Genomic DNA, 11578 nt, shown 5'->3' with positions numbered 1-11578 from the left:
TTCAACGAATCGGCGATGGCGCCCGGCGAGACCAGGTGCCGGAATATGAATACTAAGAGCGGCAATCCTTCCACGAAGGAGACGACCGGTCTGGATTTTTGGCCCTCGGCCATCGTAACGGGTGGGTATGATTTCGAGGAACAGAGACATAGACCGGCCGCTGGGCCGCGATGACCGGCCGAAAAAGCCGAAGCGCCGTGGCTTCTTCACCACCGATCGCATAGCGCTCAGCCTTGCCGCGATTGCCGTTTTTGGAGTTTCCACTGCCGTAGCGCTGCGCGACCGCCCCTTTCGGACGCCTGCCGCGATCGCCGTCACGGAGCCGGTGGAGCAGAGCGTTGCCGAAACAACCACACCTGAACCGGCGAAGGGCGTTTCCCAACCGGGCGCTCCCAACGCATCGATCACCCGCCTGGGACCAGAGGAGCTCCCGGAAAATGGAGCCACCGAAAACGGCGTGATCGTCATCCGCGATCCGTCGGCCGTAGGACAGCATCCAAGGCTTGCGCATCTGCCCGACCGCGCCCTGATCGAGGAATCGGAAACGGGTCCGCTCCCGGTGCGTGATGCGGGAGGCCGTCGTCCGTTCGATGTCTATGCTCGGGCCTGGTCCGGCGCACGCGGAGCCAGGATCGCCATCATCATAGGCGGTCTTGGCCTATCGCAGACAACCACCCAGGAGGCAATTGAGACACTCCGCCCCGAGATCACGCTTGCCTTCGCTCCATCTGGCAACAGTCTTGGACGCTGGATGCAGACAGCGCGCAAGGCAGGGCACGAGATCGTTCTTCAGGTACCGATGGAACCCTTCGGTTATCCCTCGCCGAATCCCGGACGGAATACGCTGACCGTCGACGCGTCACCGGCGGAGAACCTTTCCCGGCTTCGCTGGGCGCTCTCCAGGATCACGAACTACACCGGCATCATGAATTACATGGGCGGGCGTTTCACCGCAGAAGCGGAGCCCATGGATGAGATCATGGCAGAGCTCGGACAGCGAGGCCTGATGTATATCGACGACGGAACATCAGCGCGCAGCGTTGCGCAGGAACTGGCGCTTCAGGAAGGCGTACCGTTTGCCGCATCGGATGTCTTGATCGATCCCACCGGCAACAACCGTCGACCAGACCGTGGTGAAATTCTCAAGAAGCTCGATGAATTGGAGCGCATTTCCCGGGCACGTGGCTTCGCCATCGGCACCGGTTCGGCGTTCGATGAAACCATCGAGACTGTCGCCGAATGGGCCGCTGAGGTGTCCGCCCGCGGTATAGAGCTCGTTCCCATCTCAGCGCTCGCCGCTGATCCCCAGCCCCGATAAGATTGGAAAGCCCAGCAATGGCCAGGAATACTATTTCTGCAGGTGACCTGCCCTATCGCCCATGCGTGGGCATTATGGTGCTGAACGACAAGGGCCTTGCCTGGGCGGGCCGGCGCATCGTGCAGCCCGAAGCCCACGAGCTTTCCGGTGCGACCCAGCTTTGGCAGATGCCGCAGGGCGGTGTGGACAAGGGCGAAGACCCGCGCGAAGCGGCCTACCGTGAGCTTTACGAGGAAACAGGCATGAAGTCGGTCTCCTTTCTCGCGGAAACCCCCGAGTGGATCACCTATGATTTGCCCGAACATCTCATCGGCGTGGCATTGAAAGGCAAGTATCGCGGCCAGAAGCAGAAATGGTTCGCTCTCCGTTTCGAAGGACCGGAAAGCGAGATTGCCATCAACCCGCCACCGGGTGGCCATGAGGCTGAGTTCGACATGTGGGAATGGAAACCCATGACGGAATTGCCAGAGCTGATCGTGCCTTTCAAGCGTAAGGTCTATGACAGCGTCGTCGAAGCCTTCCGACATCTGGCCCCTTGAAGGATCTGGTCGGAGCCGAAGACCTCGCCTTGACCGAACCCGAACCGCTTAAACCAAAAAAGCCGGGCGCTGGGCCCGGCTTTTTTGTTGAACAAATGATTATTCAGGCAGGAAGGATTGCACCTTCCAGCGTTGTCAGCTGATGCAAAAACTCTTCGGCGCGCATGCGCGACTCGTGATCCTTGGCATCCTCGATATCTTCACGGGCATCCTGGATGCGGCGCGCAAGATCTTCGCGATTGATGTCATCCACGTGCACAGCCGATTCAGCCAGCACGGTGCAGCTGTCTGGAAGAATATCGGCGAAACCGCCAAACACGACATAGCGTTCCGTCTTGCCATCGGCGGAGACAGTGACCACGCCCGGCTTGATGCTGGTCATGGTCGGCGCATGGGTCGCCATGACGGTCAGTTCGCCCTCGGTGCCGGGAATGACCACCGATTCGACATCCTGGGAAACCAGGAGCCGCTCGGGCGAGACCAGATCGAATTTGAAGGCTTCTGCCATCTTTCTCTAGCGAATAGTGAATAGCGAATAGCGAATGCACTTCGCCCGATCGCTTCCGCTCTCCCTATTCGCTACTCCCTATTCGCTATTCGCTTCGGATCAGGCTGCTTCCGCTGCCAGCTTCTGGGCTTTCTCGACGGCGTCCTCGATGGTGCCGACCATGTAGAATGCCGCCTCCGGCAGGTGATCGTACTCACCGTTGCAGAGGCCCTTGAACGAGCGGATCGTGTCTTCGAGATCAACGAACAGGCCAGGCGCACCGGTGAAGACCTCGGCCACGTGGAACGGCTGCGACAGGAAGCGCTCGATCTTGCGGGCGCGGGCAACCGTGAGCTTGTCCTCTTCGGAAAGCTCGTCCATGCCGAGAATGGCGATGATGTCCTGCAGCGACTTGTAGCGCTGAAGGATCTCCTGCACCTGACGTGCCACCTGGTAATGCTCTTCGCCGACGATCATCGGGTCAAGCATGCGCGAAGTGGAGTCGAGCGGATCCACGGCCGGGTAGATACCCTTTTCCGAAATGGCACGGTTCAACACGGTCGTTGCGTCCAGGTGGGCGAACGAGGTTGCCGGTGCCGGATCGGTCAGGTCGTCGGCGGGCACGTAAATGGCCTGCACCGAGGTGATCGAGCCCTTGGTGGTGGTGGTGATGCGTTCCTGCAGCGCGCCCATGTCGGTCGCCAGCGTCGGCTGGTAGCCCACAGCCGAAGGAATACGGCCGAGAAGCGCCGACACCTCGGAGCCCGCCTGCGTGAAGCGGAAGATGTTGTCCACGAAGAACAGAACGTCCTGGCCCTGGTCGCGGAAGTGCTCGGCAACCGTCAGACCGGTCAGAGCAACGCGGGCGCGAGCACCGGGCGGCTCGTTCATCTGGCCGAACACGAGGGCGCATTTGGAGCCTTCGGTGGAGCCGTTATTCTTGGCCGGGTCCTTGTTCACGCCGGATTCGATCATCTCGTGGTAGAGATCGTTGCCTTCACGGGTACGCTCACCAACGCCGGCGAACACTGAGTAACCACCATGCGCCTTGGCAACGTTGTTGATCAGCTCCTGAATGAGGACCGTCTTGCCAACGCCGGCGCCGCCGAACAGGCCGATCTTGCCGCCCTTGGCGTAAGGAGCGAGCAGGTCCACAACCTTGATGCCCGTGACCAGAATTTCGGCTTCGGTGGACTGGTCCACATAGTCGGGAGCGGGCTGGTGGATGGCGCGGGTGCCGTCGCCCTTCACCGGACCGGCTTCGTCGATGGCCTCACCGACCACGTTCATGATGCGGCCGAGCGTGGCGTCACCAACCGGAACCGCAATCGGGTTGCCCGTATCGCGCACTTCCATGCCGCGAACGAGGCCCTCGGTGGAGTCCATGGCGATGCAGCGGACCGTGTTCTCGCCGAGATGCTGCGCCACCTCGAGCACAAGGCGGTTGCCCTGGTTCTCGGTCTCCAGCGCGTTCAGGATCGCCGGCAGGTGATCCTCGAACTGCACGTCGACAACGGCGCCGATAACCTGACGGATCGTGCCGGCCGCGCCGGTTGCTTTCTTTGCTGCGGTGCTGCGGGTGGAAGCCGTCTTGCGTGCCGGAGCCGCCTTCTTTGCGGCAGTCGCGGACGCCGTCTTCGGGGTCGCTGCTTTGGCCATGTTCGTTTAACCTCTTCGGTCCGTTAGAGCGCTTCCGCGCCCGAAATGATTTCGATCAGTTCCTTGGTGATCTGCGCCTGGCGCTGACGGTTGTAGGTGATCGACAGCTTGTCGATCATCTCGCCTGCGTTGCGCGTCGCGCTGTCCATGGCGGTCATCTTGGCGCCCATCTCACCGGCTGCGTTCTCAAGAAGCGCACGGAAAATCTGCACCGAGATGTTGCGCGGGATCAGATCGGCAAGAATGGAAGGCGCATCCGGCTCGTATTCGTAAACCGCATCCGATCCTTCACCAGCCTCACCTGTCGGAACCGCGGCAGGAATGATCTGCTGCGCGGTCGGCACCTGAGACATCACCGACTGGAATTCGGAGTAGAACAGCGTGCAGATGTCGAACTCGCCCTTCTCGAACAGGCCGATCACCTGACGGGCGATCTCATGGGCGTTCTCGAAGCCGATCTTCTTCACCTCGCGCAGATCCACGCGATCGATGATCAGGTCGCCATGGTCACGACGCAGGATGTCGTACCCCTTCTTGCCGACGCAGAGCACCTTCACCGTCTTGCCGTCCCGCAGAAGGGCGCGGATGTGCTCGCGCGCCTTCTTGGCGATCTGGCTGTTGAAGCCGCCGCAAAGGCCACGCTCGGCCGTGGCGACGACCAGGAGATGCACGTCGTCCTTGCCGGTACCGGCCATCAGCGGCGGCGCGTCGGTGCCCGACACGGCGCCGGCGATGTTGGCGAGCACGGTTCCCATGCGTTCGGCATAGGGCCGCGCAGCCTCGGCCGCCTCCTGGGCGCGCTTCAGTTTCGCCGCGGCGACCATCTGCATCGCCTTGGTGATTTTCTGCGTCGCCTTGACCGAGGCGATCCGGTTGCGAAGTTCCTTGAGGGAAGCCATGCTCGCTCAGCCTCAGGCGAAGTTCTTGGCGAATGCGTCGATCTGTGCCTTGAGCTTCTCACGCAGATCGTCGGAAAGCGCCTTTTCCTTGCGGATCGCTTCCAGCACGTCCTTGCCATCCGCACGCATGTGCGAAAGCAGGCCCTGCTCGAAACGGGTGACATCGCCAAGCGGCAGCTTGTCGAGATAGCCATTCACACCGGCAAAGATCACGGCGACCTGCTCTTCCGTCTTCAGCGGCGAGAACTGCGGCTGCTTCAGGAGTTCGGTCAGGCGTGCACCGCGGTTGAGCAGGCGCTGGGTCGAGGCGTCGAGGTCAGAACCGAACTGCGCGAACGCAGCCATTTCACGGTACTGGGCGAGCTCACCCTTAATGGAGCCGGCAACCTGCTTCATCGCCTTGATCTGGGCTGCGGAGCCAACGCGCGACACCGACAGACCGACGTTCACGGCCGGGCGGATACCCTGGAAGAACAGGTTGGTCTCGAGGAAGATCTGACCGTCGGTGATCGAGATCACGTTGGTCGGAATGTAGGCCGACACGTCGTTTGCCTGCGTCTCGATGACCGGCAGAGCGGTGAGCGAACCGGCGCCCTGCTCGTCGTTCATCTTCGCCGCGCGCTCGAGCAGGCGAGAGTGCAGGTAGAAGACGTCACCGGGGTAGGCTTCGCGGCCCGGCGGGCGACGCAGCAGGAGCGACATCTGACGGTAGGCGACGGCCTGCTTGGACAGATCGTCATAGGCGATCACGGCATGCTTGCCGTTGTCGCGGAAATATTCGCCCATGGCGCAGCCGGCAAACGGGGCCAGGAACTGCATCGGAGCGGCGTCGGAAGCGGTGGCGGCAACGATGATCGAGTATTCGAGTGCGCCGCGCTCTTCCAGAACCTTCACCAGCTGTGCAACCGTGGAGCGCTTCTGGCCAACGGCGACGTAGACGCAGTAGAGCTTCTGGCTCTCGTCGTCACCGTCGTTGAGCGGCTTCTGGTTGAGGAAGGTATCGAGAACGATGGCGGTCTTGCCGGTCTGGCGGTCGCCAATGATCAGCTCGCGCTGGCCGCGACCGATCGGGATCAGGGCGTCAACGGACTTCAGACCGGTCGACATCGGCTCGTGAACCGACTTGCGGGGAATGATGCCCGGCGCCTTCACGTCAACGCGGGCGCGCTTCTTCGCCTTGATCGGGCCCTTGCCGTCGATCGGGTTGCCAAGCGCGTCAACGACGCGGCCAAGCAGCTCGGGGCCGACCGGAACGTCCACGATGGCGCCCGTGCGCTTCACCGTGTCGCCTTCCTTAATGTCGCGGTCGCTACCGAAGATAACGACGCCGACATTGTCGACTTCCAGGTTCAGCGCCATGCCACGGATGCCGCCGGGGAACTCCACCATCTCACCGGCCTGGACATTGTCCAGACCATAGACGCGGGCAATGCCGTCGCCCACGGAGAGCACCTGGCCAACTTCTGAAACTTCGGCTTCCTTGCCGAAGTTCTTAATCTGATCCTTCAGAATTGCGGAAATTTCCGCCGCACGGATGTCCATCAGCCGACCTCTTTCAGTGCAAGCTTGAGCGAATTGAGTTTGGTTTTGAGCGATGTGTCGATCTGGCGCGAGCCCATCTTGACCACCAGCCCGCCGAGAATGGAGGGATCAACGGTTACGTTGATTGAAACGTCCTTGCCGGCCACTGCTTTCAGTGCGGCTTTCAGTTCCTTCTCCTGCGTCGCATTGAGCGCATGCGCTACAGTCACATCCGCCGTCGTCTCGCCGCGATCTTCAGCCGCAATCTGGCGGAACGCGCGAATGATTTGCGGAACGGCGAACAGACGCCTGTTCTTCGCAACAACGCGCAGGAAATTGCCGACCAGCCCGGTGATCTTGGCTTTGTCAAGAACGGCGCCGACAGCCTTCAACTGGTCGTCGGCAGAGAACACCGGACTGTTGACCAGGCGCTGCAGATCATCGCTGCCCTCGAGCAGTGCCTCGAAACGGTCGAGATCGGCCTCGACTGTGGAAATCGCTTTGGCTTCCTTCGCCAGTTCGAAAAGCGAACCAGCGTAGCGCCCTGCCATTCCGGAAATCATGGAGCCAGATTGTGCCACGGGATGGTCATCTCTCACGCCTAGAAGGCCAAAAGATTTTCTGCTGGAGCGCCAAGCTCGGGCTAAATCTCTGACCTGATTGAATTTTTCCCCTCGCAAAAAGACATGAAGCATGTCCTTCTGCTGAAAGCCGATTGCCGTCTAGCACAGGCTTCCGAGAGTCGCAACACGCATAGCCGCCGGCAAACCGGCTGCTTTGTCGCAGTTTCGACGCATTTTTGAACCGTCAGGCGACGAATCCCATCACGAAGGCCAGCGGCAACACCGCCAGAACGAGCGACAGGAGCAAAAACAGCCAGCTATAAAGCGCCTTCGCTCCATCCGAGAGCATCGAGATCACACAGCCGAAAACCGATACCGCCCAAGCTGCCCCCAGCGCCAGATAGATGAAGGGCTGCGCCAGCATCATCGCCGCCAGTCCGAAGCCGATATAAAACCCGCCAATGATGGCGCGCGGCACCACCAGCATTTCTGTGCGCTCGGCAGCCGGCTGCAGCCGGAAAAGTTTCAATGCCAGTCTGGGCATGAACATGACGAACAGCCCGATGAAGATCGTCACCGCCGCCGCCGACCATGCCAGCCATTCGCCCTGGGTTACCGGCCATGGAAAGGAGAAGGTCATTCTTGTGCCCCTGATCGAAGTTCGTCGAGTGCCTGCGATAATATGATTCTGGACTTCAAACAATTTTCAACTTTAGAGTGCGTGACACAAACGGATATCTCGCGCGAGGAGATCAGCCGTTGAATCGAGATGAACTGCGGTTGGCCGCTCAATCGAAGCTGGAAGACGCCAAAATCCTCTTCGCGCACAAACGAACCTCAAGCGCGTACTACCTGTGCGGATATGCCGTGGAACTGGCGCTCAAGGCTTGTATCGTACAGCAGATCATCTCCGAAACGCTTCCCGACAAAGCTCTCGTCAGGAGTGTCTATTCTCATGATTTTCCCACCCTGGTAGGGCTGGCAGGGCTCTCGCTTGAACTCAAAAGCAAGCTTGAGGCCGATCCAGCATTTTCCGCAAGTTGGGCGATTGTCCGCGAATGGCTTCCCGATGCACGCTACAGGGCTTATACTCACGCTGAGGCTCAAACACTGATTGAAGCGGTGGAGCATCCCGAAAGCGGAGTTCTCAAATGGATCACACGTTTCTGGTGACGAAGGGACAGAAACTTGTCGAGCTTCTGGACGCCACGCCGGTAAAGCCGCAGGCTGCGCTATGGGTACATTCTCCGGATAATGATCGCTGGAAGCTCTGGATCGTTCCAGACCGATCGATGCGGAACAAGAGAGCCTTTTATCAGATCGTGGCCGAAACCATCGGCGCGAGCGAATACCTTACGGGACTGGACGCTAGCTCAACCGAATTCGTGCACGAAGAGCATCCCGCAATCCAGAGCATGCGCAAGACGATCAGGGTTTCAGGCACAAGTGAAATTCATTTTTCCGCGAACATGCTCAACGGCTATTATCTGCCCGAAAGCATCGTCCTGAGAATGGACGGTGCGAAGCAAAGCCCCGCAGCAGCTTAAGCCGCACTCCACAGACAACGCGTCACAGAAAACTCTGCGGATCGATGTCCACCTGCACCCGCACCGAGCCGCGCGGCCTTGGCCCTGCCTTGATCATGTCGCGCAGGAAGCCCTGAATGTCCGAGCGGCGCGTGCCGTGAACCAGCAGCCTGAACCGGTGTCGCCCGGCCACCAGCGCCAACGGCGCTTCGGCAGGGCCGAGCACATCCACTTCATCGGCGCGGGGTGCTGCTTGTCGCAGCCCCCGGGCATGGCTTTCGGCCTCCTGCCGCGTGGCCGCGCTCACGATGATCCCGGCAAGCCTGCCAAACGGCGGAAGCCCCGCCCGTTCCCGCTCGGCCATCTCACGCTCGTAAAATGCCTCCGCATCGCCCGTCACGATCGCCCGCATCACCGGATGTTCCGGCTGATAGGTCTGCAACAGGCCGAGGCTCTTTCGCCCCGTGCGGCCGGCGCGGCCCGTCACCTGCGCCAGAAGCTGAAAGGTGCGCTCCGCCGCGCGCGGATCGCCATTGGCCAGCCCCAGATCCGCGTCGATCACACCCACCAGCGTCATGCCGGGAAAATTGTGCCCCTTGGCCACAAGCTGCGTGCCTATGATGATGTCGGCTTCCCCTTTGGCGATGGCCTCCAGTTCCAGCCGCAGCCGCTTCACGCCCCCCATCATGTCGGATGACAGCATGATGGTGCGCGCATCGGGAAAAAGCTGGTCCACCTCTTCGGTGATTCGCTCCACCCCCGGCCCACAGGCCACCAGATGGTCGAGCGTCCCGCATTCCGGACAGGCTTCCGGGCGCGGCTCATTGTAGCCGCAGTGATGGCAGACAAGCTGCCGCCGAAAACGATGCTCCACCAGCCAACTCGAACAGTCGGGACATTGAAACCGATGCCCGCACACCCGGCACAAGGTCAGCGGCGCATAGCCGCGCCGGTTGAGAAACAGAAGCGACTGCTCGCCCCGCGCCAGCGTCTTCTTCATCTCCTCGATCAGAACCGGCGAGAGAAACCCGCCACGCTCTGGCGCCGCCTTGCGCATGTCGATGGTGGCGAGCTCCGGCAGAGCCGCATCAGCAAAGCGCGAGGACAGCACGATCCGCTCATAGCGGCCCTGATTGGCGTTGACCCGGCTTTCCAGCGATGGCGTTGCAGAGGCAAGCACCACCGGAAAGCCACCGATATGCCCCCGCACCACGCCCATGTCGCGCGCATTGTAGAAAACACGGTCTTCCTGCTTGTAAGCCGGATCGTGCTCCTCATCGATCACGATCAGCCCAAGCTCGCGAAAGGGCAGGAACAGCGCCGAGCGGGCCCCCGCCACCACCCGCAATTGCCCCTCCGCCACCTGCCGCCAGACACGCTCGCGTTTCTTCGGCGCAAGGTCGGAGTGCCATTCGGCGGGCTTCGCACCGAACCGGTCGTGAAAGCGTTCCAGAAACGCCTGTGTCAGCGCAATTTCGGGAATCAGGATCAAAACCTGCTTGCCGCGCTCCAGCGCCGCAGCCACTGCCTCGAAATAGACCTCCGTCTTGCCCGAACCCGTCACGCCGTCGATCAGCGTCACGCTGAAGGCATCGGTGCCGGCTTTTTCCCGCAGGCGTTCGGCGGCCTCGGCCTGCCCATCGGTCAGCGTCGCGCGTCCGAATGTCGGATCGGGCAGAGCCACCACCGGGCGCGGCGGGATTGAAACCGTCTCGAACACGCCCTGCGAACGCAGCCCCTCGATCACGCTGGCGGAAACGCCCGCCGCATGGGCGAGCCCCGCCTTGGTCCATGCTTGGCCGTCGGCGGCCATCTCCAGCACGCGTCCACGGGCTGCCGTCAGCCGGTCGGGGCCCATCCCGTCGACAAGCCGCAGCCCCTCGGTCGGCGGTTCAGGATCGAACGCCGCCGGCGCACGCAACAGCATCCGCGCCACCATGCCGGGCGGCGAGAGCGTGTAATTGGCAACCCAGTCGACGAACCGGCGCATCTCTTCGGGGATCGGCGGACAGTCGAAAACCCCGGCAATGGCCCGAAGCTTTTTCGCCGCCACCGCCTCGCCCGGCCCGTCCCAGACAATCCCCGCCACCTCACGCGGCCCCAAAGGCACGCGCACGATGGAGCCCGGCTCCACGCGCATGTCTTCCGGCACCGCATAGGAGTAGGGCCGCTCGGCCGGCATCGGCACCATGACCGGAACAACGGAGCTCATTGGCGAATCTTTTGTCATCGGGCGTGACCTTGCCCTGTTCTTGCATTAGAGCAAAGACCGAACATATGGAGGATGGAAGTGCATCCTCTCAATCCCCGCCTTCGGACTGCCTAAGGAGTTTGCCATGAAGTTCTTCGTCGACACCGCCGACGTCAATGAAATCCGCGAATTGAGCGACACCGGTTTGCTCGATGGCGTCACCACCAATCCGTCGCTGATCATGAAGTCGGGCCGCGACATCATGGAAGTGACGAAGGAAATCTGTGACATCGTCGATGGCCCGGTCTCCGCGGAAGTGACCGCAACCGACTTCGAAGGCATGATGAAGGAGGCCGATGTTCTCTCGAAGATCGCCGACAACATCTGCATCAAGGTGCCGCTCACCATGGACGGTCTGCGTGCTTGCAAGGCGATCACCTCTTCGGGCCGCCTCGTCAATGTCACGCTCTGCTTCTCGGCCAATCAGGCGCTGCTTGCCGCCAAGGCTGGCGCCACCTTCATCTCGCCCTTCATCGGCCGTCTCGACGACATGGGTATCGATGGCATGGACCTGATCGCCGAGATCCGCACGATCTACGACAATTACGATTTCAGCACCGAAATCCTCGCTGCCTCGATCCGCACCGTAAACCACGTGAAGCAGGCCGCCCTGATCGGCTCCGACGTGGCAACCGTGCCGCCGTCCGTTTTGAAGGCGCTGGTCAAGCACCCGCTCACCGACAAGGGCCTGGAAGCCTTCCTCGCCGACTGGGCCAAGACCGGCCAGAAGATCGGCTGAGGCTTCTGACGCTGAAAACATCGGTGCAGGAAAATCACCGGCATCGAAGCCCCTTCTCCCCGCCCGCGGGGAGAAG

The 11578-nt window shown here is 61.4% G+C and carries 12 protein-coding genes; 5 read left to right on the top strand and 7 right to left on the bottom strand.

Annotated features, from left to right (window positions below):
• Window positions 1-127: 127 nt before the first annotated feature.
• A complete protein-coding gene (locus H7H48_RS14035; protein WP_229449677.1) occupies window positions 128-1318 on the top strand; it encodes a divergent polysaccharide deacetylase family protein in 1191 nt (396 codons plus the stop codon).
• A gap of 17 nt (window positions 1319-1335) precedes the next feature.
• On the top strand, window positions 1336-1857 hold the full coding sequence (locus H7H48_RS14030) for an RNA pyrophosphohydrolase (RefSeq protein WP_229449676.1): 522 nt from the start codon (window positions 1336-1338) through the stop codon (window positions 1855-1857).
• 103 nt (window positions 1858-1960) lie between these two features.
• On the opposite strand, the gene H7H48_RS14025 is transcribed toward H7H48_RS14030, so the two are convergent.
• From H7H48_RS14025 to H7H48_RS14000, 6 genes are all read right to left on the bottom strand, one after another.
• Entirely contained in the window at window positions 1961-2365 is a 405-nt protein-coding gene (locus H7H48_RS14025; protein ID WP_229449675.1) for a F0F1 ATP synthase subunit epsilon, read from the bottom strand.
• A gap of 99 nt (window positions 2366-2464) precedes the next feature.
• On the bottom strand, window positions 2465-4003 hold the full coding sequence (gene atpD / locus H7H48_RS14020; RefSeq protein ID WP_229449674.1) for a F0F1 ATP synthase subunit beta: 1539 nt from the start codon (window positions 4001-4003) through the stop codon (window positions 2465-2467).
• A gap of 23 nt (window positions 4004-4026) precedes the next feature.
• Window positions 4027-4902, bottom strand: a complete 876-nt coding sequence (locus tag H7H48_RS14015) for a F0F1 ATP synthase subunit gamma (protein ID WP_229449673.1) — start codon at window positions 4900-4902, stop codon at window positions 4027-4029.
• Window positions 4903-4914: 12 nt separating this feature from the next.
• Window positions 4915-6444, bottom strand: a complete 1530-nt coding sequence (gene atpA / locus H7H48_RS14010; protein ID WP_229449672.1) for a F0F1 ATP synthase subunit alpha — start codon at window positions 6442-6444, stop codon at window positions 4915-4917.
• Window positions 6444-7004 carry a F0F1 ATP synthase subunit delta gene (locus H7H48_RS14005; RefSeq protein WP_229449671.1) on the bottom strand — a complete coding sequence of 187 codons (561 nt, stop codon included), beginning with the start codon at window positions 7002-7004 and terminating at the stop codon, window positions 6444-6446. Before H7H48_RS14005 ends, atpA begins: the two co-directional genes overlap by 1 nt.
• Before the next feature lie 226 nt (window positions 7005-7230).
• Window positions 7231-7626 (bottom strand): DUF4345 domain-containing protein, encoded by a 396-nt coding sequence (locus H7H48_RS14000; protein WP_229449670.1) that lies wholly within the window; start codon window positions 7624-7626, stop codon window positions 7231-7233.
• A gap of 119 nt (window positions 7627-7745) precedes the next feature.
• Here H7H48_RS14000 and H7H48_RS13995 point away from each other — a divergent pair, with 119 nt between their 5' ends.
• A complete protein-coding gene (locus H7H48_RS13995; protein ID WP_229449669.1) occupies window positions 7746-8159 on the top strand; it encodes a HEPN domain-containing protein in 414 nt (137 codons plus the stop codon).
• Complete coding sequence (locus tag H7H48_RS13990) at window positions 8138-8533, top strand: hypothetical protein (RefSeq protein WP_229449668.1); 396 nt, start codon at window positions 8138-8140, stop codon at window positions 8531-8533. The genes H7H48_RS13995 and H7H48_RS13990 overlap by 22 nt, the downstream gene beginning before the upstream one ends.
• A 22-nt stretch (window positions 8534-8555) precedes the next feature.
• Here the strand turns inward: H7H48_RS13990 and H7H48_RS13985 are convergent, their stop codons facing one another.
• Window positions 8556-10742, bottom strand: a complete 2187-nt coding sequence (locus H7H48_RS13985) for a primosomal protein N' (RefSeq protein WP_229449667.1) — start codon at window positions 10740-10742, stop codon at window positions 8556-8558.
• 106 nt (window positions 10743-10848) lie between these two features.
• Between H7H48_RS13985 and fsa the strand changes: the two genes are divergently transcribed.
• A complete protein-coding gene (gene fsa, locus H7H48_RS13980; protein ID WP_229449666.1) occupies window positions 10849-11502 on the top strand; it encodes a fructose-6-phosphate aldolase in 654 nt (217 codons plus the stop codon).
• The last annotated feature ends 76 nt before the right edge of the window (window positions 11503-11578 follow it).

The organism is Nitratireductor sp. B36 (assembly GCF_020833685.1).
Taxonomy (GTDB): Bacteria; Pseudomonadota; Alphaproteobacteria; order Rhizobiales; family Rhizobiaceae; genus Nitratireductor.
Note: the sequence above shows the minus strand (reverse complement) of the source record. Positions and strands in the feature narration are given on the sequence as shown.

Excerpts from the sequence above, each read along its gene's own strand:
- H7H48_RS14035 (WP_229449677.1), top strand. The coding sequence starts at position 128 with ATGATTTCGAGGAACAGAGACATAGACCGGCCGCTGGGCCGCGATGAC.
- H7H48_RS14030 (WP_229449676.1), top strand. The coding sequence starts at position 1,336 with ATGGCCAGGAATACTATTTCTGCAGGTGACCTGCCCTATCGCCCATGC.
- H7H48_RS14025 (WP_229449675.1), bottom strand. The coding sequence starts at position 2,365 with ATGGCAGAAGCCTTCAAATTCGATCTGGTCTCGCCCGAGCGGCTCCTG.
- atpD (WP_229449674.1), bottom strand. The coding sequence starts at position 4,003 with ATGGCCAAAGCAGCGACCCCGAAGACGGCGTCCGCGACTGCCGCAAAG.
- H7H48_RS14015 (WP_229449673.1), bottom strand. The coding sequence starts at position 4,902 with ATGGCTTCCCTCAAGGAACTTCGCAACCGGATCGCCTCGGTCAAGGCG.
- atpA (WP_229449672.1), bottom strand. The coding sequence starts at position 6,444 with ATGGACATCCGTGCGGCGGAAATTTCCGCAATTCTGAAGGATCAGATT.
- H7H48_RS14000 (WP_229449670.1), bottom strand. The coding sequence starts at position 7,626 with ATGACCTTCTCCTTTCCATGGCCGGTAACCCAGGGCGAATGGCTGGCA.
- H7H48_RS13990 (WP_229449668.1), top strand. The coding sequence starts at position 8,138 with ATGGATCACACGTTTCTGGTGACGAAGGGACAGAAACTTGTCGAGCTT.
- H7H48_RS13985 (WP_229449667.1), bottom strand. The coding sequence starts at position 10,742 with ATGACAAAAGATTCGCCAATGAGCTCCGTTGTTCCGGTCATGGTGCCG.
- fsa (WP_229449666.1), top strand. The coding sequence starts at position 10,849 with ATGAAGTTCTTCGTCGACACCGCCGACGTCAATGAAATCCGCGAATTG.